Origin of the sequence: Methylobacter sp. S3L5C (genome assembly GCF_022788635.1) — a bacterium.
Taxonomy (GTDB): Bacteria; Pseudomonadota; Gammaproteobacteria; order Methylococcales; family Methylomonadaceae; genus Methylobacter_C.
The window spans coordinates 2,949,862-2,969,555 of the sequence record NZ_CP076024.1 but is presented as its reverse complement, the minus strand read 5'-3'; the positions used below and the strand labels follow the sequence as shown (position 1 = coordinate 2,969,555).

The window sequence follows — 19,694 nt, the reverse complement described above, 5'->3', positions numbered from 1 at the left end:
CTTAAGGCTGACTTTGATTGGCTATAGCGATTTCTGCTATTTTGCCAAATGATTCAATGTCACGTACTGCGATGTCCGCTAAAACTTTACGGTCAATCTTTACATTGGCTTTTGTTAAGCCATTGATCAAGCGACTGTAAGATATTCCATACATGCGTGCAGCAGCATTAATACGGACAATCCACAAGGCGCGGAATTGACGTTTTCTTTGTTTGCGATCGCGGTACGCATATTGACCCGCTTTGATTACCGCTTGTTTAGCTACACGATAAACCCGACTACGGGCACCATAGTAACCTTTGGCTTGTTTTAAAACTTTTTTATGTCTTGCTCTGGCTGTTACGCCGCGTTTAACTCTAGGCATTCCTATTCTCCTCTATTATTAACTGTAAGGCATCATACGTGCGGCCATGCGCACATCTGATGGATGAATAGTTGCGGGCGAGCGTAACTGTCTTTTTCTCTTGGTCGATTTCTTGGTCAAAATATGACGACGATGCGACTGTCCACACTTAAAACCGCCATTGCCAGTACGTCTAAAACGCTTGGCAGCACCACGGTTAGTTTTTATTTTTGGCATTTGTTTGCTCCAATAATATAAAAAAAGTCCCTGAGATATAACCCAACAAGGCAAAATGCATGGCCCTGAAGAATTACCGGGATCATAAATGATCCCTTTAAATAGCAGATCCTTTGCTACTTTGTGCAGAGACGTTGCAAGGCAACGACTCGACAATTATTACCATTGTCTGCACAGCGCTGATAAACAACTATAAACTGTGCGAACAATGTGGCTTAATCATTATTATTTTTTCTTTTTTGGTGACATAACCATAATCATTTGTCGACCTTCCATTTTTGGGAACTGCTCGACAATGGCTATTTCTTCCAAATCTTTTTCGATACGCTTTAGCAAATCCATACCGATTTCCCGATGCGCCATTTCACGACCACGGTAACGTACGGTAACTTTGGTTTTATCACCATCGTTAAGAAATTTAACCAAACTCCGTAACTTAACCTGGTAATCACCTTCGTCAGTACCGGGTCTGAATTTAATTTCTTTAACCTGGATTTGCTTTTGTTTCTTTTTGGCAATTTGAAGTTTTTTATTAAGCTCAAACTGGTATTTGCCGTAGTTCATTATCTTGCAAACGGGTGGATCCGCGTTTGGTGATATTTCTACTAAATCCAAGTCTGCTGCATAAGCAATCTGTTTGGCCTCATCCAGCGAGATAATACCTAATGCTTCACCCTCAGCACCTGTTACTCTCACTCTTCTTGCAGTGATTGCATCATTCAGGCGCGTTTCATCTTTTTTAGCAGCGATACCCTAATCCTCCAAAAATACTATTGTTTTCTGTCCGCAATCTCTTGCTTTAGCCGTTCGGCAAATTCACAGATTGACAGACTACCTAAATCTTCACCTTTTTGCGTACGTACCGTAATATTTTGATCTTCTAACTCTTTATCACCAATAATGACAAGATACGGCACTCGTTGCATAGAGTGATCGCGAATTTTAAACCCGATCTTCTCATTTCTCAAGTCTATTTTTGCCCTGAAGCCTTGTTGCTCTAGATCATTCATGATTTTTGATGCATAGTCTGCATGTCGGCCAGCAATATTAATTACCATAACTTGAACGGGAGATAGCCAAACAGGGAAGGTTCCAGCATATTCTTCGATCAAAATACCGATAAAACGCTCCAGGGAACCCAATATAGCCCTATGAAGCATAACCGGAACCTGTTTTGAACCGTCTTCAGCAATATAGGTTGCGCCCAAGCGACCCGGCATGGAAAAATCAACTTGAATGGTACCGCATTGCCAAACGCGTCCAATACAGTCTTTTAAAGAAAATTCAATTTTAGGTCCGTAAAAAGCACCCTCACCCGGCTGTAAATCCCATTTCAGGCCCTTGTTGTTTAGTGCCAATTCAAGGGCATTCTCTGCTTTATCCCAGACCGAATCATCACCCACCCTGCTTTCAGGACGTGTTGATAATTTCATAATAACTTCTTCAAAGCCAAAGTCTTTATAAACAGAGAACAACATATCAATAAAAGTCGATACCTCATCCTGAATTTGGCTTTCTGTACAAAAGATATGCGCATCATCCTGAACAAAATTCCTGACTCTCATCAACCCATGCAGCGTACCTGAGGGCTCATTACGGTGACAAGAACCAAACTCTGCGATACGAATAGGTAAATCGCGATAACTTTTTATACCTTGGTTATAAATTTGCACATGACAAGGACAATTCATTGGCTTAATCGCATAATCACGATTTTCCGAATGTGTGGTAAAAATCATGGCACCGAATTTATCCCAGTGACCTGATTTTTCCCAAAGGGACCGGTCTACCAGTTGCGGCGTTTTAACTTCGCCGTAACCGTTTACCCGTAATTTTTCACGAATAAATTGCTCGACCTGTTGGTAAATGATCCAGCCTTTCTCGTGCCAGAAGACCATGCCGGGAGCTTCTTCTTGGGTATGAAACAAATTCAGCGTTTTTGCCAGCTTACGGTGATCACGTTTTTCTGCTTCTTCCAAACGATGCAAATAAGCCTGTAATTCTTTTTTGTCGCCCCATGCTGTACCGTATATGCGCTGTAACATTTCATTGTCAGAGTTGCCTCGCCAATAAGCGCCGGCAATCTTCATTAATTTAAAAGCACTTATTTTACCGGTACTGGGTACATGTGGACCGCGACAAAGATCAGTAAATCCACCTTGTTGATAAAGGGATAAATCCTGATCTGCCGGTATGGATTCGATAAGCTCGGCTTTATAGCTTTCGCCCTGACCTTTAAAAAACTTTACTGCGTCATCCCTACCCAATACCGTACGACTAATTGCATGATCTTCAGAGACCAGCTGCTGCATTTTTGCTTCAATAGCTGTCAGATCATCAGGCGTAAAAGGCCGTTGGTAAGCAAAGTCATAGTAAAAGCCGTTTTCTATAACCGGGCCAATAGTGACTTGTGCATCAGGAAATAATTGTTTTACGGCCTGAGCCAAAAGATGTGCCGTGGAATGACGAATGACGTCAACACCCTCTTCATCTTTTGCGGTAATAATTTTTAAGGTAGCATCCTGGTCGATTAAGGTACTGGCATCAACCAATACATCGTTAACCCGACCAGCCAAAGTTGCCTTGGCCAATCCTGAACCAATGGATTGAGCGACATCCATTACTGTAACAGCGTGATCAAACTCACGACGGGAACCATCCGGAAGGGTAATTACGGGCATGTTTATATTTTTCTGGTTGCTACAATAAAAAAAGCACCGCTTTAGCAGTGCTTTAATGTTGGTAGGCACGATTGGACTCGAACCAACGACCCCCACCATGTCAAGGTGGTGCTCTAACCAGCTGAGCTACGCGCCTGAAGTATTATCTCTTCAATAGCCGGCTATTATACCTATAGATTTTAGTTACGCAACCCCCCAAGCGACTTCCTGTGCAGAATATGTCCAATGTACAAATCTTTTTATCACTTACCAATAGGGTAAAAATACATGAATACCAGCTTAAATAGCATCAGCGCATGCAGAGATTATCGCTCTGATTCTTTTTTTGCCACCTTATCGCGCAAATAAACCGGCATGGCCTGTTCAACCGCTACTGCCAGACCCTGCTCGAAGGCTTTCACGCCTAATCTTGCAATCGCCCCAGCTCTGGGTAGATTATCGCTTTCACAGTAACTAACCCGACCTGCCAACCGCCCAATTAACGCATCATGGTAAACGCCCCATCCTGAACCAACACCAATACCTATCAAATTGGGAAACTCGACATCAACAGCAGGCGTAACAGCTTCTTTGCCAATTAATTCGGCAAACCCCTGTTCGTTACATTGATAAACCCCCCAAAATATCTCACCCATTCTGGCATCCATTGCCGTAAAAGCAATATTGCAACTTGTCGACGCTATTTTTAAACTTTCGATTTGAGGCTTATCATTATTTTTATCAAAAAAATCCTGGGCGATTGCCGCCAAGGTAGATACCGGCACTATCGGCAAATCGGCACCCAAAGCGATACCCTGAATCACTGCGGTAGCAATCCGCACGCCGGTAAACGAACCGGGACCACAACTAAATGCCAGCGCATCAAGTTGCTGGGGCTTCAATCCAGCTTCTGACATTAATGCATCTATCATCGGCAAAATCAGTCGTGTATGTTCTTTAGGTGCCAATTCAAAACGCTCACTAACAACACCATCAATAATTAATGCGGCTGAACAAGCCTCAGTCGACGTCTCTACCGCCAATAATTTCATGATTGCTTCTCTTCTTGAAAAAATGCATGTACATCCGTTATATCGCGCGTCCGCCTCATGGCTGGAATACTATCTAAAAATAACTGCCCGTAAGATCGCTTTAATAACCGTGGATCACAAACCATCAATACTCCCCGATCAGTTACATCACGAATCAATCGGCCGATACCCTGCCTTAAAGCAATCACCGCAGTAGGTAGTTGATATTCAAAAAACGGATTTTTGCCCTGTTGTGCCATCGCTTCCAGACGCGCTTTTAACACCGGATCCCCAGGAGATGCAAAAGGAAGCTTGTCAATAATAACGCAGGATAATGCTTCCCCTCTGACATCCACGCCCTCCCAAAAACTGGATGTTCCCAACAAAACGGCATTCCCGGCTTCTTTAAACTGTTTCAACAACAGCGCCTTAGGCCGACTCCCTTGAATCAACAAGGGATAAGTTAGTTTTTTTCCCAGTATTTCCGCCGCTTGATTAAGGGCACGATGACTGGTGAATAAAAAGAATGCCCTGCCCTTGCTTGCCTGTAACACCGGCAAGGCAAAATCAACAATCATGGGGATAAAACCGGGGTCATTCGGCTGTGGCAAGCCTTTAGGATGATAAAAAAGGGATTGATTAGGATAATCAAAAGGACTGCCCCAGCTTGCACTGGCGGCATTATTAAGACCCAGATTATGGGAAAAATAATCAAACTTGCTGGCAATACTCAAAGTCGCTGACGTAAAAATCCATGCCGCCTTATGTTGCTGCATAAAACCATGAAATTCTGCCGCAATGTCCAGCGGTGTAAGACTTAACGTAAATGTCTTCCTATGTATCTCGTACCAGCGAATCCATTTGCCACTATGATCATTCAGAATTAAATCCAGCCTCTGAACCATCTCCTCTGCGCGTTTAAAACAGGCGTCCAATGCTTTGGTTTTAACGGCTGCCAGCATTAATTGATCAGTCAAACGCTGCAATTGCTCTTTAACCGCATTTAACCCACCCCATATTTTTGGATTATTTTCAATATCCTGCCACTCACCCCGCTTAAGCTCCATGCCAAAAGCCAAGCGCAAATCTTTAATTTCATGATCAAGATCTTCGCAGGCGGTTCGCAAAGCCGGTATATCAGTCGCATCTTTGTAATATTCCACCAGCGAATCCTGCGCCAAATCATTCAATTGCTTGGCGCCGATGTTAATCCCTAGAAAATTGGATGCGGTTTCAGCTAATTGATGGGCTTCGTCAATAACAACCACTTCGGCATTGGGTAATAATTCACCAAAACCACCATCTCGTAGTGACCAGTCGGCACATAATAAATGATGATTAACCACCAAGACATCGGCTTCCTGAGCTTTCTTACGTGCCTTAACCAAAAAGCACTCAGCGTAATCAGGGCAATCCTGTCCCAAACAATTATCTTGGGTAGACGTTGCCTGATACCAAACCGGATCACCTTCAGTGACACCGGACATTTCAGAAATATCACCCGCTTTGGTACGTTGCGCCCAAGCTTTTATTTTCCCTAAAGCAAGCGCATCTTCTTTACTAAAACCCAAATTGGACGCTAGTGCATTTTGTAATCGATAGGTACATAAATAATTGCTTCTGCCTTTTAATAGCGCAGCAATAAAAGGCTTTTTTATGGCTTTACGAATAACCGGCAAATCTTTATTAAACAGTTGATCCTGAAGATTTTTGGTTCCAGTCGAAATAATAGCTTTTTTGCCCGATAAAATAGCAGGCACCAGATAGGCAAACGTCTTGCCGGTTCCGGTTCCCGCTTCTGCTATCAGATTCTGCTTTTGTTTAATCGCATCAGCAATGGCTGTCGCCATTTCAAGCTGAGCCGAACGTGGCTGGTAACCTGATATAACGGTGGATAAAGCGCCATTATCGCTAAAAAATGATTCCAATTCTGTCACTTGAGTAAATGCCGACCAGGCGTAGCTAAAAATCTGTCATAGTAGGGCAATATAAACAAGAATGCTATCAACGAATGGTAATTTTATAACTTGCATATCTTGATTTGTCTTTTTATCTACTTTCGGCTCACCAGAAAACTGCTTTTACAAACTGTTTTAAAGAATTTCTCTACACCTTTATCATTGCTCGATAAACAACATTGGATTGACATTCACTTCGCGGATTATAATGATTTTTCGAATCCGCTGCGGCTAAACTGATTTACAACCGTCCCAAGGACATCCCATGCAGAAACTGATCACTGTTATAACTACCCTTTTTCTCACCGGCTGTAGTCTGTTTGGAATACGATCTGCAGATCAGCCAAATTACCAAGTACTTAATGATTACGGACACATCCAAATAAGACACTACCCCGCCCTGCTTATAGCTCAAACTGAAATTATTGGCGATTATAAAAACAGTAGTAATAAGGGATTTAAACGCCTTGCCGGATATATTTTTGGCAACAACCAAAAACAGCAAAAATTAAGCATGACAGCACCGGTTATTCAGGAACAACAAGCTGAAAAAATAGCCATGACAGCACCTGTCCTTCAACAAAAGTCGGACGAAATTTGGCTTATGGCTTTTGTACTTCCCCAAGGCTATACGTTAACAACAGCACCGGTACCCGGAGATGGCAAGGTATCGATTAAGGCCATACCCGAAAAAAAAGTTGCTGTTATTCGCTATTCGGGAGAATTATCTGGACAAGACATTAAATTAAAGTCGGATGAATTAACAACCTGGTTAACCAATCACGATTACAAAATTATTTCTCCCTCTCGTTCTGCCGCTTATGACCCACCTTGGACGTTGCCGTTTCTTCGTCATAATGAAGTACATATTGATATCGAGTAATTATGAATACGTTAACCGGCAATAACAAAGCAACAGTATTGCCTTTCTTGGCGAATAAAGATATTTTAAAAGTGGATTTAATTAATAAAACCTGAATTCGTATAATAAGTGCATAACTTCTGCAAGTAACTGTTAGCAATACACCATAATTGAATTGAATCAAGACATAGGCGTAATGTAAACAGCTACCAAACGATCTACAAAGGCTACAAATGAGCTATAAACACCTACGTCCTGAAGAGAAACATTATATAGAAATCGAATTAAAAAAGGGAATACCTCAGAATCAAATCGCTAAATCCCTGGGGCGAAACCAAAGTAGCCTTTCACGCGAACTTAGTCGAAACAAAGATCAGCGAGGCTACCGCTTTGGCGCCATTTAAAGCAAGAGTCAACGCAATCTGTCCAGGTCTGGTCGAGGAAGGCAATATTTCCATTGAAGAGCGGCAAGATATGGCGAATCAAATCCCCTACGGCCGCCCGATATATCCTGATGAAATAGGAAAAACCGTCAAATGGTTGATTTTTTTGACAGCCCGGAAGCTATGACAGGATCATGTCTTACGGTTTCCGGTGGATGGGAATATTAATTACTGATGTTATCCAGTATTAGCCAGAAAATGATAATCCTTGGGAATTACAGTAATACCCGATTCCGAAACAGCAAAACGGGTTGCATCGACAACATGGTTAAACCCAATCCGCTCACCGGGTGGAATCCACACATTTTTGTCAATGATACAACGTTTCAAATGTGCACCGACTCCAACATGTACCCCATCAAACAAAATGGAATCTTCGACAACGGCATTTTCATCGACCTGGACTTGCGAGAACAGGATTGAGTGCCTGACTGTACCACCATAAACAACGGTTCCGCTACCGAGCTGAGAATTGACCAGTTGCCCTTCTTTCCCGAGAGGTCCTGGGGCCATGCGTGCAGGAGGATTTTGTCCTTGGTAGGTGCGAATAGGCCAGTCCGGTTGATAGAGGTTCAGTGGAGGAACCAACGCAAGTAAATCCATATTCGCGGTGTAATATGAATCAATTGTACCGACATCACGCCAGTATTTATCCTGCGTTACGCGCCCGGTTTCTCCGCCAAACCGGTAAGCGCAGACACAATGTGTCTCAATGAGTCGCGGGATAATGTCCTTACCGAAATCATGACTTGATGCGCTGAGACCCGAGTCAGTTTGTAATTCGCGGCTAAGTAAATCCATATTGAAAATATAGATACCCATTGATGCCAGTGCATGATGCGGGTCATTCGGCAAGGGCTTGGGTTGTTTTGGTTTCTCATTAAATGCCCGAATTCGCTGTGTATCATCTACCGACATAATACCAAAAGAGCTGGCACTGTGGAGCGGCACAGGCATGCAGGCAATCGTTAATCCCGCTCCCTGATCACGATGAAACTGGAGCATGGCAGCGTAATCCATTCGATAAATATGGTCTCCAGATAAGATGACTATATAGTTGGCGTTACTACGTTGAAGTAAGTACAGATTCTGGCGGATGGCATCGGCTGTGCCTGAGTACCAAGACTCTCCGGTTCGCATCTGTGGCGGCACAGGTGTAATGTATTCAGAGATTTCAGGATTAAAGATAGACCAGCCATCACGTAGATGCTTTTGTAATGAATGCGACTTGTATTGAGTGAGCACCAATATACGTCTTAAGCCAGAGTGCAGGCAGTTCGACAGTGTAAAGTCGATTATCCGGTAATTGCCACCGAAGGGAACGGCTGGCTTGGCTCGGTCGGCAGTCAATGGATGTAATCGCGAACCGACACCGCCAGCCAGTATAATCGTCAGGGTTTTATCGAGCATTCAGCACCTCGTCAATTCAAACAATAAGATTTTTGATGACCAGTATGATCTGAAATAATGCATATTTCGATAGTAATGAACGGACCATCAGCCAATAATTCAACTTTTATGTAACCGTTCGTTAATTCTGAACAAGTCATTATTGGTATTTTTGAAGTAGGACGAGGCTACATACCTCGTCCTGTTTAGGTTGAATATTGATCTTCACCAGTAGTCGGATAGCCTCCTGGAGGCCGAATTTAGTACTATTTATGGTCATTGTCCTTAAAATGTGATTTTATTAAACACATATATACAGCAGCAACAAAAAAGAAAGTATTATAGCCATCATAATTTTCTCCTTAAGTATCTAAACCAGGTAGCGCAAGACATTGATTCCTGATAATAAAAAACATGCACTATTTATACCAATAATGGACTGTATTTTTTGATTGTTATTAGCCCGCCACTGACGTGCCCTGACAATAATCACCCAATAATAGTCGTTCTGGAGGCTCAATATAAGCGTACCAAAATAGTGAGTTAAAGGGCCAGCACGCACTAAACCAGTGCTTTCTAAAAACCATTCTTTATAAAAACTAAACCAGCGAATTGCGAGAAAGATAAGATTCATCCGAATGCTTAATCAATGCCAGTAACCCCATCACTACCTAACAGATGCTGGCTTCGTTCATGAAACATGGATAATACGTGGTTGAGCAGATTTTTTTTTAGTCGACACAGGAATTTAGTATGGCCGTCAAACTTCACCACATCACTATCGTATTATTGATAAGTTATGTGCTAATAATCACTGGTTGCACCAGTAATGGCCAGATCAATTCAGACTCAACTATCGCTGAATCGACACTAAACAAGATCAATACGATTGTGGTGATCTATGCCGAAAACCGCAGTTTTGATAACCTTTACGGATTATTTCCAGGTGCCAATGGCATCCACAATGCCTTGGAGCACCCCGAAACTTATTTGCAACTGGATCGTGATGGCAAAACCGTACTACCTTCATTGCCACCTATTTGGAACAAAAACAATCCAAACTGGTCGTTTATTGCCGACTTGCCCAATAAACCGTTTCAAATTGATGCCGCTCCTGGCGACGCGCCTTCAAGTAATGGTATAAAAAACGTTTCACCGGATTTAGTGCATAAATTTTATCATAACCAAATGCAAATTAATGTTGGCAGTAATAACCAATTTGCGGCGTTTTCCAATGCCGGTGGCTTGACGATGGGTTATTATGACGGCTCAAGCATGGCGCTTTGGCAGCTTGCTAAGGAATACACGCTGGCTGACAATTTTTTTATGGGTGCTTTTGGGGGATCCTTTCTTAATCATTTTTGGCTGGTCTGTGCCTGTACACCTTCGATGGCAAATGTATCGACTGACCAAGTATCGATACTTGACGATAAAACCGGTATGTTGGCATTTAAACCCTCCAGTGCTTTGCAGATGGCACCTCACTATTTGGGTGATTTTAACTTTACGCCCGCCGATAACACCAACCAACGCAACTATGCTGTTAATATGGCTCAACCACCCTTTCAGCCCAGTGGCACTCCACCAGCAAAGACCGGTAATCGGCTGTTGGCCGATTCAGGTATTAAAAACGGGGTAGTTGTCCTTGACCCTCAAACTGAAAAAACGCTTGGAGATACTTTGTCGGCAAGGCAAATTAATTGGGCCTGGTATGCTGGAGCATGGGATGCAGCGGTAACCGACGGAATGCAAAGCCCTGACAAAGCGCGTAGCGTTATTTATAAAACCGGCGCAGGTGCCGCTAACTTTCAAGCTCATCATCAGCCCTTCAATTACTTTAGCCGCTTTGATCCAACGACAGCGAACGGTCGCGAACAACGCATCGCACATCTCAAAGATTATACCGATTTACAAACAGATATTGCTAAAGGTACGCTGCCAGCCGTGACTTTCTACAAACCTCAGGGTAGCTTGAATCAGCATCCTGGCTATACCGACGTAATGTCAGGTGATGCGCATATCGCCGAGCTTGTCAAACAACTACAAGCCAGTCCGCAATGGCCGAACATGTTCATCATCGTTACGTACGATGAAAATGGCGGATTTTGGGATCACGTATCACCGCCAAAAGGTGATCGCTGGGGCCCGGGATCAAGAATTCCTGCCATCATCATTTCACCATTCGCTAAAAAACACAGCATCGACAATACACTCTACGATACCACCTCCATCATCAAATTTATTACTCGCCGCTTTGGGCTTGAACCTCTGCCGGGTGTAAGGGATAACGCTGGCGATTTAACGAATACTCTTGAAGTCGATATACGAAACTGACTATAAATTCCTCCAAGGGGGATTTACATAACAAGATTGTAAAATTAACGCCTCTGTGAGCTAACTGGAAAGCTAACCAGTTAGCTACCTTGGGCAGTTAAATAATGGCTATAACGTAAAAACTTACCCCGTTAAAGCGCTCCCGTTATAGCGCTTTAAAAACGTGCCTAGGCTTAAATCAATCCGACCTTTACAATAGCGATAATTTTAAAATTATCTTATCGGTATATGATCAAAAAACACCTAATTTTATTAATACTGCTGCTGTTTCTTGTCCCTGTATTAATTACCATCGCTGTTTTTGTGGTGCCCGGATTACAACAGCAAGCGGGTGTTGCCCCCCCTGAAACTGTTTATAGTCGCTCAGACAATAACAGTATTGAAAAGCCTTGCTCTAATGAGCATCCGGAATGGCGTCCCGCGCAAGTAATTGAGGGTGTAAACATTGATGAGTCACCGGCTTGTGAACCTGACAATCCTTATGATGTGGCTGCGTCGGTTAAAGGCACTAATAATGTATCCATGGCAACACTGATGCAGACCAATCTGGCTCAGGACGCGCTAACCATGACCGACGATCTGGATAATGATGGCGATCCTGATGTTATTCACATTAAGCTGGAAGTTGTCGAGCTTAATGGCGCAAGCCCTGATGGCGAATTTTTAATTAATACCTTTAACATTGCCCCTGGAATTCAGCCGGGGCTTTGGGTTTATGCACCTAAATCTCGTGGTATGGCGCTTAAAAATTTTAACTCGGTAGTCGCTAATCCCTTGTTGCGAGCGCCCTCCCCGGTTATTCGCGTTGAACAAGGTGACAAGGTTTATATCACCCTGGAAAATACCCATTATTTACCCCACACCATTCATCTGCATGGTGTCGATCATCCCTGGCTAACGGCAAAAGGTGAGGATAATGATGGCATGGAAGAACATGCGGTTTTTCCCGGGAAAAGCCATACCTATGAAATCCAGCCCAGACATGCCGGCACCATGCTCTATCATTGCCATGTGCAAACGGCGCAGCATTTTATGATGGGCTTGAGCGGGATGTTTATTGTCGAAGAAAATCAGCCTGATAACTGGCTGCAAACCTTCAATATCGGTGCCGGACAAGTACGCCACCCTTCGGTTGCCGTAAAAAAATCTTACAGTCAGGAATATGATTTGCATTATCAATCCGTCGATAAAAAACTGGCAAAAATCATCCAGACGGCCAATGATCCCAGATTAATTGCGCAACGCATGGGCCGTGACTATAACATGACAGAATCGTTTGAAAACTACTTCATGCTCAATGGCCATTCTTTCCCTTATACACTACGTGACGGGATGATTATTGCTTCTGAAAATGAAAATATTAAATTGCATGTTGCCAACTTACAGCGCTCTTCAGTGGCACTGCATATCCACGGCCATAAAGCCACCATTACGGCATTGGATGGTGTTGACCAACCGGTTGGGATGCAAATAACGCGTGATGTTTTTGATATTGCTCCGGCGCAACGAACTGATTTACACCTGCAAACCCAAAACGATGGTTTACACAGTTATGGCCCCGGTCTCTGGATGTTTCATGACCATGTGCCAACGGGTACTACGACGGATGGTATGGAACCGGGTGGTAATATGGCAATACTGGCTTACAAGCCTTATCTTGACGAGCAAGGGATGCCAACCATGCACAATGAATTATTCGATCAGGTATTTAATAAAGACTACTATGCTAAAAAAATGGCGATATGGGGTGTTGGTGATTTTGCTCCGTTACTGGGAGATGCAGGTCTACTCGCACCGAATTATTTGCAGATTATTATTTTTGGCCTGATTGTGGGTTTAATCATCGGCCTGCTGGTGTTTAGTGTGCTGATTTATAAACGGAAACAAAATCAATGAAAGCATTAATGCTGGGTTTAATCATGCTGGGCGTTATGCAGTCGGTTGCTGCAATGAACCATGGTGGCATGTTGATGGATGAAAAGGGCATGATTATGAATGCCAATAGTGACAACCTTCCGCGTGACTGCACCAAAATTTCTGAAAATGTCGATATAACGATTCATGCCGGTCAAAAACATGCGTTGAAATTTACCGGAAAAATGTTTGCTTTTGACCAGCAAGAGTGGGATGTCAAACCCTGCGCCAAAATAAACATTACCTTTATCAACGATGACCAGATACGTCACCAACTGATGATTCATGGTTTACCCGGTTATATATACCCTGAAGGCATGTTCCATTTAGAACTTTACGGCGCAGGTCAGTTGCAGGCATCCCTGATTATGCCCAGCCAGAAAAAAACCTATCTGGTTCATTGCGAATTACCGCAACACATGGAAAAAGGCATGAAAGCGCAATTAAAAGTTGATGGAGGGGATGGTGATTTACCCAGTATTCCCGGCATCAGCAAACCCGTCAGAGCCGATGTTTACCCTGTTAACTGGACTCGGTTAACGGTGGCGGTATTGCTGCTGAGTGCATTAATAGGCGGTGCGATACCTTTTTTTATCATCATTAACGCACAACGTATAAAAAACATGCTTAAAAAAGCACGTCTACCTGTCAAAAATAAACAGTAAAGATTAAGCTGACTTCAATTACTTCAGGGGGATTCATTATGGTTACACTGAGGATAGACACAGGACCGGTACTAGGCGCTATAGCTTGTCTTCGGCCTTTTTTCAGACCTTAATTGACTAACCCTTAACCCGGGTAATCTTTAAAACGATAGATAATTCTTTCAAGCGGCGCATAATTTTGGCTAAATGTACGCGGTCTTTAACTGTCAGGGTAATTAAATCAACGCAAACGCGATCATCCTGATCGACAACGGTGACATTTTCAATATTCGACCCTTCTTCGGAAATAGTTGAAGCAATAGTCGCCAACGTTCCGCGCTGGTTAAGAATTTCAATACGAAGTTCAGTAGGAAAATCTCCTACTACCTCATTAAACCACTCAACATCCAACCAGTTAGTGTGCTTTTTTCTGACAATAGAGCGATTGCGGCATTCATGATGATGCACCACAATGCCTTTTCCCGGATTAAAATAACCAATGATTGAATCACCAGGAATGGGTCTACAGCATTTTGCCATAGTGATCACCATGCCTTCCGTACCTTTTATAATAAGGGGGGTTTGCTGAATTTTGCCGGTATCATCCAGTTTAATGTTGGCGTTAATATCATCCTGAGTTAACTGTTTTGCAATAAGAAAAGGCATTTTGTTGCCCAAGCCAATATCTTCCATTAACTCGTTCATGGAGGGTATAGCCATGACGTTAAGCAATGCTTGTATCCGAATCTCATCAATATTTTCCAGATTCAGGTGCATGGTTTGCAATTCTTTTTCCAGTAATCGCCTACCTAAACTAATCGCTTCTTGCTGTTTAAAATTTTTCAGATGGTTACGGATACTGGAACGCGCTTTTACCGTAGTCACATAATTAAGCCACAGCGCATTAGGTCTTGCCCAGGTCGCCGTGATAATTTCTACGGTCATGCCATTTTCCAGCTTGGTTTGCAGCGGCACCAGTTGTTTATCTATTCTGGCAGATACGCAGGCATTACCGATATCGGTATGTACGGCGTAAGCAAAATCGATGATTGTTGCGCCTCTGGGTATTTTAATAATCCCTCCTTTCGGAGTAAATACAAAAACTTCCTGTGGAAACAGATCAACTTTTAAATTATCAATAAATTCGAGCGAATCACCGACAGTCTTCTGAATCTCCAATAAATCTCTTAGCCATTCATTGGCTCGTGTCTGAAATTTTTCAGATTTATCATCATCAGATTTATAGAGCCAGTGCGCGGCAATACCCGATTCCGCCATGCGATGCATATCATGAGTTCTGATCTGTATCTCGATAGGAACGCCATAAGGACCAATAACAATGGTATGTAAAGATTGATAACCATTGGCTTTGGGCAGGGCGATATAATCTTTAAATCGACCTGGAATCGGTTTATACAAGTTATGGATAACACCTAATGAGCGGTAACAGGCATCCACATCAACACAAAAAATTCTAAAAGCATACAGATCAAAAATTGATGCCAAAGACACTTTTTTCTGGAGCATTTTTTGATAAATGCTGTAAATATTTTTTTCCCGTCCTGAAACTTCACAATCGAGACCGGCTTGTTCCAGACGATTTTTTATCGTACTTTCAATGGTAGAGACGATTTTACTGCGATTACCACGGGCTTTTTTTATGGCATTGGTTAAAATAACATAACGCCGTGGGTACATAGCTTCAAAGCTGAGCGCTTCAAGTTTGTGTCGGATTTTATTCATCCCCAGACGATTGGCAATCGGGGCGTAAATATCCAGAGTTTCTCGTGCAATGCGGCGTTTTTTTTCTGCGGGCATGACACCTAGCGTTTGCATGTTATGCAATCGATCTGCCAGCTTGACCAAAATTACTCGCAAGTCCTTACCCATCGCCAGAAACATTTTACGAACATTTTCAGCTTGCGCTTCAGCCCGAGTTTGCGACTTACCGTCAATTTTTGTTAATTTGGTAACGCCATCAACCAGTTCGGCAACTTCTTCACTAAACTGACTAGCCAGTTCTTTTTTGCTGATTGGGGTATCTTCAATGACATCATGCAGAATAGCCGCCATAATGCCGCTGGCATCCATGCGCATCTCGGCAAGCGTGATAGCAACGGAAACCGGATGGCAAATATAAGCTTCGCCACTTTTACGAAATTGACCTGAATGTGCGTCCGCGCTAAATTCATAAGCACGGACACAATCATCAATTTGTGTTTGATCTAAATAGCTGGACAACGTGGTACATAAACGCTGAATCAGTTCGTCCTGAAGCAGTGCTGATCCAATAGTGTCAGCTATTTTCGACATTAATGCAGATAATTAGAAAATGGGGTTATGGTCGTGAGTTTCACCAACACGATGAAGCAGATTGATATTCTCGGTGGTGACGTGACCTGCAGCGATTTCGCGCAAGGCAAGAACGGTATCTTTATCTTTATCACGAGGAAGGAACTCGGTCGCACCATGGCTTAACTGACGCGCTCTTGTGCTAGCCAATAAAACCAGTTTAAAACGGTTTTCTACATTTTCCAAACAATCTTCGATAGTAACTCTGGCCATTATTAAACCTAAAATAAGTAAAAAATAATCAGCCCGACTAATCAGGCTGAAGGTGATTCCACAGTACAAGTTACAGGATACAGGGTCAAGGTACAAGATTTTATAATCTTGATACCCTGTTTTATTACTGGCTGCGTGTTTTTAAGATGGCAACAGCCGGTAGCTCTTTACCCTCAAGAAACTCAAGAAAAGCACCGCCACCTGTAGATGTATATGAGACATGATCATTGATGCCGTATTTATCAATAGCCGCCAAGGTATCACCACCACCGGCAATTGAAAAAGCACTGCTTTCAGCGATAGCCGTTGCCAGTGCTTGGGTGCCATGGCTAAACTGTTCAATTTCAAATACGCCGACCGGGCCATTCCAAACAATAGTACCGGCAGATTTTATCAATTCGGCATACTGTTTTGCTGTATCAGGCCCTATATCCAGAATTAAATCATCGGCTTCAACATCTTCAACCTTCTTTATTGTGGCGATTGCAGTTTCAGAGAATTCTTTGGCACAAACCACATCAACAGGAATAGGGATGGCAGAGCCTGCTTTTTTTGCAGCAGCGATTAATTGTTTTGCCTCTTCCAATAAATCAGCTTCATATAGCGATTTACCAACTTCAAAACCGGCAGCAGCTATAAAAGTATTGGCAATGCCGCCACCAACAATTAACTGATCGACTTTTTCAGATAATGATTTTAATACCGTTAATTTGGTTGATACTTTAGAGCCACCAACTATCGCTACCAATGGCTTGGCAGGTGTTTCCAATGCCTTACCCAAGGCTTCCAGTTCGCTGGCCAATAAAGGCCCTGCACAAACAATCGGTGCAAATTTGGCGACACTGTGGGTTGAAGCTTGTGCCCTGTGAGCAGTACCAAAAGCATCCATCACAAAAACGTCACAAAGGGTAGCCATTTTCCTGCCTAACTCGTCACTATTTTTTTCTTCACCCACATTAAAGCGCACGTTTTCACACAGTACAACTTCGCCCGGTGCAATAACAATACCCTCCAGCCAGTCCTGTTCTAATCTGACAGGCTTGCCCAACAATTTTGACAAGCGTTCAGCAACAGGTTTTAAAGAAGATGCTTCGTCATACTGACCTTCAACAGGGCGACCAAGATGTGATAACAACATCACGGCAGCGCCCGCAGACAATGCTTTTTCAATGGTTGGAACACTGGCCTGAATGCGAATATCGCTGGTGACTTCGCCATTTTTTACAGGGACATTAAGATCCTGACGAATTAATACCCGCTTTCCTGATAAATCCAGATCAACCATGTTTTGAATTGACATATTTTACTCTCTCAGTTTGTGTGTTTAATGTGTCTATTTCCATTTGATGGAACAACCCATGCCGGAAATCTGTTGTTGCGGGCCTTTGCCAGTTTCAGCAACCAGCTTCATGGCTTCAAAAAGGTCGCGACGGGTATCAGCAGGAGCGGTTTCCTTTCTGCTGGCATCAAGTCGGCCTCTACACTGTAATTCAAGACGGCTATTATACCCAAAAAAGTCTGGTGTGCAGATAGCATCGTACTGCTTGGCAACCTGCTGGGTTTCGTCTAATAAATAAGGAAAACCAAAATCAAGTCGGGAAGCAAGCAACTTCATATTATTGAACGAATCTTCCGGGTATTCAGAAGGATCATTCGACATAATGGCAACCGATCCAATACCAAACTTTTTAAGTTCGAGAGTATCTCTAACAATCCGTTCTTGCACCGCTTTAACATAAGGGCAATGATTACAAATAAACAGTATCAATAAACCATTTTTCCCCCGGCATTGTTCTAGCGACCAGATGCGACCATCAACACCCGGCAAGCTAAAATCAACCGATTTTTTACCAAAATCACAAATTGGCGTTGTTAATAATACCATTATTACACCTCATAAATATCTTGCCAGACAACTGCTTGTTAGCGGAAGGTAACCAAACAGAAAACCTTGAAAATTCATAATTACCGAAGGATACGCACAAAAACAACTGCTATCTTCATGGTAAATAAAGCCTGTTTATAAGTCATTAATATGCTTGCTCTGCAAATAAGCCTCTGATTGCATTTCAATTAATCTTGATACTGTACGTCTAAATTCAAATGCTCCTTCACCTTCGGCATAAAGCTCTTGAGGTGGGACTTCAGCGGTACATACCACCTTTACTTTATACTCATAAAGCGCATCTATTAATGTCATAAAACGTTTGGCCTGATTATGCCTTTCTGCTGATAGCTTGGGAATTTCAGAGATAATCAACGTACTGAATTTATGAGCAATCAGCTTATAGTCAGCCGAACCCAAAGGTTGCACACAGAGCTCATCAAAAGTACCAAGAGCAATATCTTCGTGTACGGAGGATAACATAAGCTGCCTTCCCAACAAGGACAAAATACCGGTTTTGAGTGCTGAACAATGCGTCAATTCGTTATAAGTTCGCTGCACAAAGCTGCCCGACTGTGTATCCAAAGGAAAATAATAAGTCGTTTTAAGTGAACATAAATGCATGAGACGATAATCTTCTTTGGTAACTAGTTCAATAATTTTGGATTCTTCTTGCAACAACTTGGTGAAGCCCAAGAATTGTTCTCTTTGCAAGCCACCCTGATATAAATCATCCGGATGACGGTTAGACGTTATAACCACTAATACCCCCAACTTAAAAAGCTGAGTGAACAATCTTTTCAAAATCATGGCATCCGCTATATCAGTAACATGAAACTCATCCACACAAAGCAGCAGAGCCGATGATCTGGTTTTTTTTGCCAAAGCAGAAACCGCATCGGTATTATTATGCTGTCGCCATTTGTGAATAAAAGCATGAACGTCCAACATAAACATAGTGAAGTGTATGCGTTTTTTTTGCTCAATAGGGCAAGTTTCATAAAATAACGTCATCAACATTGATTTGCCGCGACCAACGTCGCCGTATAGATACAAACTTTGGCATTTTTCTGGCGGCACGGAAAATAACTTATACGTAGCTGATTTTTGGCCATAATTGACAGTATCCAAGAGATGATCAAGAAGAATCTGTAAGTGTTGTAAGGCTAAAAATTGCGCGTTATCAAACTGTATATGTTGTTGGGCTACCTGATCGTAATATTGCTTTTCAAGTAATCCTGTTAAATCAGGAAATTGCTGAGGAATTTTTCGTTGAAAGATTTTCTTTAACATATCGGCAGTGACTAAAAAACATTGCTTATATTAGCATTAATTATAACGGGTTTAGCTAATCCAAATGTCCGGGCATTTAATGAGTAAAGCTTAACTATCAATACTCAGATTAGGTCTTTTTTGACAAAAAAATATT

Annotated in this window: 19 protein-coding genes and 1 tRNA gene; 6 read left to right on the top strand and 14 right to left on the bottom strand. The window is 42.5% G+C overall.

What is annotated here, in order from left to right; all coding sequences use genetic code 11:
- Window position 1: 1 nt before the first annotated feature.
- The 7 genes from rplT to KKZ03_RS13255 all read right to left on the bottom strand — a co-directional run bounded on the left by rplT (window position 2) and on the right by KKZ03_RS13255 (window position 6,208).
- Window positions 2-364: a 50S ribosomal protein L20 gene (gene rplT / locus KKZ03_RS13285; protein ID WP_243217309.1), complete on the bottom strand. Its 363-nt coding sequence runs from the start codon at window positions 362-364 to the stop codon at window positions 2-4.
- An 18-nt stretch (window positions 365-382) separates the two neighbouring features.
- Window positions 383-580, bottom strand: a complete 198-nt coding sequence (gene rpmI / locus KKZ03_RS13280) for a 50S ribosomal protein L35 (protein ID WP_006892999.1) — start codon at window positions 578-580, stop codon at window positions 383-385.
- 225 nt (window positions 581-805) lie between these two features.
- Window positions 806-1,330, bottom strand: a complete 525-nt coding sequence (gene infC, locus KKZ03_RS13275) for a translation initiation factor IF-3 (RefSeq protein WP_243221624.1) — start codon at window positions 1,328-1,330, stop codon at window positions 806-808.
- A 20-nt stretch (window positions 1,331-1,350) separates the two neighbouring features.
- Window positions 1,351-3,261, bottom strand: coding sequence for a threonine--tRNA ligase (thrS, locus tag KKZ03_RS13270; RefSeq protein WP_243217308.1), 1,911 nt, complete (start codon window positions 3,259-3,261; stop codon window positions 1,351-1,353).
- Between the two features lie 59 nt (window positions 3,262-3,320).
- Window positions 3,321-3,397 (bottom strand) — tRNA-Val (locus KKZ03_RS13265).
- A 169-nt stretch (window positions 3,398-3,566) separates the two neighbouring features.
- Window positions 3,567-4,292, bottom strand: coding sequence for a tRNA (adenosine(37)-N6)-threonylcarbamoyltransferase complex dimerization subunit type 1 TsaB (gene tsaB, locus KKZ03_RS13260; protein ID WP_243217307.1), 726 nt, complete (start codon window positions 4,290-4,292; stop codon window positions 3,567-3,569).
- Window positions 4,289-6,208 (bottom strand): ATP-dependent DNA helicase, encoded by a 1,920-nt coding sequence (locus KKZ03_RS13255; RefSeq protein WP_243217306.1) that lies wholly within the window; start codon window positions 6,206-6,208, stop codon window positions 4,289-4,291. Before KKZ03_RS13255 ends, tsaB begins: the two co-directional genes overlap by 4 nt.
- Before the next feature lie 286 nt (window positions 6,209-6,494).
- Here KKZ03_RS13255 and KKZ03_RS13250 point away from each other — a divergent pair, with 286 nt between their 5' ends.
- The 3 genes from KKZ03_RS13250 to KKZ03_RS13240 all read left to right on the top strand — a co-directional run bounded on the left by KKZ03_RS13250 (window position 6,495) and on the right by KKZ03_RS13240 (window position 7,661).
- Window positions 6,495-7,112 carry a heme-binding protein gene (locus KKZ03_RS13250; RefSeq protein ID WP_243217305.1) on the top strand — a complete coding sequence of 206 codons (618 nt, stop codon included), beginning with the start codon at window positions 6,495-6,497 and terminating at the stop codon, window positions 7,110-7,112.
- Between the two features lie 212 nt (window positions 7,113-7,324).
- Window positions 7,325-7,495 carry a helix-turn-helix domain-containing protein gene (locus KKZ03_RS13245; protein WP_243217304.1) on the top strand — a complete coding sequence of 57 codons (171 nt, stop codon included), beginning with the start codon at window positions 7,325-7,327 and terminating at the stop codon, window positions 7,493-7,495.
- A complete protein-coding gene (locus KKZ03_RS13240) occupies window positions 7,482-7,661 on the top strand; it encodes a hypothetical protein (RefSeq protein WP_243217303.1) in 180 nt (59 codons plus the stop codon). The genes KKZ03_RS13245 and KKZ03_RS13240 overlap by 14 nt, the downstream gene beginning before the upstream one ends.
- A 50-nt stretch (window positions 7,662-7,711) precedes the next feature.
- Here the strand turns inward: KKZ03_RS13240 and glgC are convergent, their stop codons facing one another.
- Complete coding sequence (gene glgC / locus KKZ03_RS13235; RefSeq protein WP_243217302.1) at window positions 7,712-8,944, bottom strand: glucose-1-phosphate adenylyltransferase; 1,233 nt, start codon at window positions 8,942-8,944, stop codon at window positions 7,712-7,714.
- 349 nt (window positions 8,945-9,293) lie between these two features.
- A complete protein-coding gene (locus tag KKZ03_RS13230) occupies window positions 9,294-9,557 on the bottom strand; it encodes a hypothetical protein (protein WP_243217301.1) in 264 nt (87 codons plus the stop codon).
- 119 nt (window positions 9,558-9,676) lie between these two features.
- Between KKZ03_RS13230 and acpA the strand changes: the two genes are divergently transcribed.
- From acpA to KKZ03_RS13215, 3 genes are all read left to right on the top strand, one after another.
- Window positions 9,677-11,257, top strand: a complete 1,581-nt coding sequence (gene acpA, locus KKZ03_RS13225; protein ID WP_243217300.1) for an acid phosphatase — start codon at window positions 9,677-9,679, stop codon at window positions 11,255-11,257.
- Window positions 11,258-11,485: 228 nt separating this feature from the next.
- Window positions 11,486-13,153, top strand: coding sequence for a multicopper oxidase domain-containing protein (locus KKZ03_RS13220; RefSeq protein ID WP_243217299.1), 1,668 nt, complete (start codon window positions 11,486-11,488; stop codon window positions 13,151-13,153).
- Window positions 13,150-13,836, top strand: coding sequence for a copper oxidase (locus KKZ03_RS13215; RefSeq protein WP_243217298.1), 687 nt, complete (start codon window positions 13,150-13,152; stop codon window positions 13,834-13,836). Before KKZ03_RS13220 ends, KKZ03_RS13215 begins: the two co-directional genes overlap by 4 nt.
- Window positions 13,837-13,953: 117 nt before the next feature.
- Here the strand turns inward: KKZ03_RS13215 and KKZ03_RS13210 are convergent, their stop codons facing one another.
- From KKZ03_RS13210 to zapE, 5 genes are all read right to left on the bottom strand, one after another.
- Window positions 13,954-16,128, bottom strand: coding sequence for a bifunctional (p)ppGpp synthetase/guanosine-3',5'-bis(diphosphate) 3'-pyrophosphohydrolase (locus tag KKZ03_RS13210; RefSeq protein ID WP_243217297.1), 2,175 nt, complete (start codon window positions 16,126-16,128; stop codon window positions 13,954-13,956).
- A 12-nt stretch (window positions 16,129-16,140) separates the two neighbouring features.
- Window positions 16,141-16,380 carry a DNA-directed RNA polymerase subunit omega gene (gene rpoZ / locus KKZ03_RS13205; RefSeq protein WP_243217296.1) on the bottom strand — a complete coding sequence of 80 codons (240 nt, stop codon included), beginning with the start codon at window positions 16,378-16,380 and terminating at the stop codon, window positions 16,141-16,143.
- A 124-nt stretch (window positions 16,381-16,504) separates the two neighbouring features.
- Complete coding sequence (locus KKZ03_RS13200; protein WP_243217295.1) at window positions 16,505-17,680, bottom strand: phosphoglycerate kinase; 1,176 nt, start codon at window positions 17,678-17,680, stop codon at window positions 16,505-16,507.
- Between the two features lie 33 nt (window positions 17,681-17,713).
- Window positions 17,714-18,265, bottom strand: a complete 552-nt coding sequence (locus KKZ03_RS13195; RefSeq protein WP_243217294.1) for a thioredoxin family protein — start codon at window positions 18,263-18,265, stop codon at window positions 17,714-17,716.
- Window positions 18,266-18,400: 135 nt separating this feature from the next.
- Entirely contained in the window at window positions 18,401-19,558 is a 1,158-nt protein-coding gene (gene zapE, locus KKZ03_RS13190; protein ID WP_243217293.1) for a cell division protein ZapE, read from the bottom strand.
- Window positions 19,559-19,694: the final 136 nt, after the last annotated feature.

Bases quoted from the DNA above. Each gene is read 5' to 3' on its own strand.
- KKZ03_RS13215 (WP_243217298.1), top strand. From the start codon at position 13,150: ATGAAAGCATTAATGCTGGGTTTAATCATGCTGGGCGTTATGCAGTCG.
- glgC (WP_243217302.1), bottom strand. From the start codon at position 8,944: ATGCTCGATAAAACCCTGACGATTATACTGGCTGGCGGTGTCGGTTCG.
- zapE (WP_243217293.1), bottom strand. From the start codon at position 19,558: ATGTTAAAGAAAATCTTTCAACGAAAAATTCCTCAGCAATTTCCTGAT.
- tsaB (WP_243217307.1), bottom strand. From the start codon at position 4,292: ATGAAATTATTGGCGGTAGAGACGTCGACTGAGGCTTGTTCAGCCGCA.
- KKZ03_RS13250 (WP_243217305.1), top strand. From the start codon at position 6,495: ATGCAGAAACTGATCACTGTTATAACTACCCTTTTTCTCACCGGCTGT.
- KKZ03_RS13220 (WP_243217299.1), top strand. From the start codon at position 11,486: ATGATCAAAAAACACCTAATTTTATTAATACTGCTGCTGTTTCTTGTC.
- KKZ03_RS13245 (WP_243217304.1), top strand. From the start codon at position 7,325: ATGAGCTATAAACACCTACGTCCTGAAGAGAAACATTATATAGAAATC.
- rpoZ (WP_243217296.1), bottom strand. From the start codon at position 16,380: ATGGCCAGAGTTACTATCGAAGATTGTTTGGAAAATGTAGAAAACCGT.
- rpmI (WP_006892999.1), bottom strand. From the start codon at position 580: ATGCCAAAAATAAAAACTAACCGTGGTGCTGCCAAGCGTTTTAGACGT.
- rplT (WP_243217309.1), bottom strand. From the start codon at position 364: ATGCCTAGAGTTAAACGCGGCGTAACAGCCAGAGCAAGACATAAAAAA.
- KKZ03_RS13195 (WP_243217294.1), bottom strand. From the start codon at position 18,265: ATGGTATTATTAACAACGCCAATTTGTGATTTTGGTAAAAAATCGGTT.
- KKZ03_RS13230 (WP_243217301.1), bottom strand. From the start codon at position 9,557: ATGAATCTTATCTTTCTCGCAATTCGCTGGTTTAGTTTTTATAAAGAA.
- thrS (WP_243217308.1), bottom strand. From the start codon at position 3,261: ATGCCCGTAATTACCCTTCCGGATGGTTCCCGTCGTGAGTTTGATCAC.
- acpA (WP_243217300.1), top strand. From the start codon at position 9,677: ATGGCCGTCAAACTTCACCACATCACTATCGTATTATTGATAAGTTAT.
- KKZ03_RS13210 (WP_243217297.1), bottom strand. From the start codon at position 16,128: ATGTCGAAAATAGCTGACACTATTGGATCAGCACTGCTTCAGGACGAA.
- KKZ03_RS13200 (WP_243217295.1), bottom strand. From the start codon at position 17,680: ATGTCAATTCAAAACATGGTTGATCTGGATTTATCAGGAAAGCGGGTA.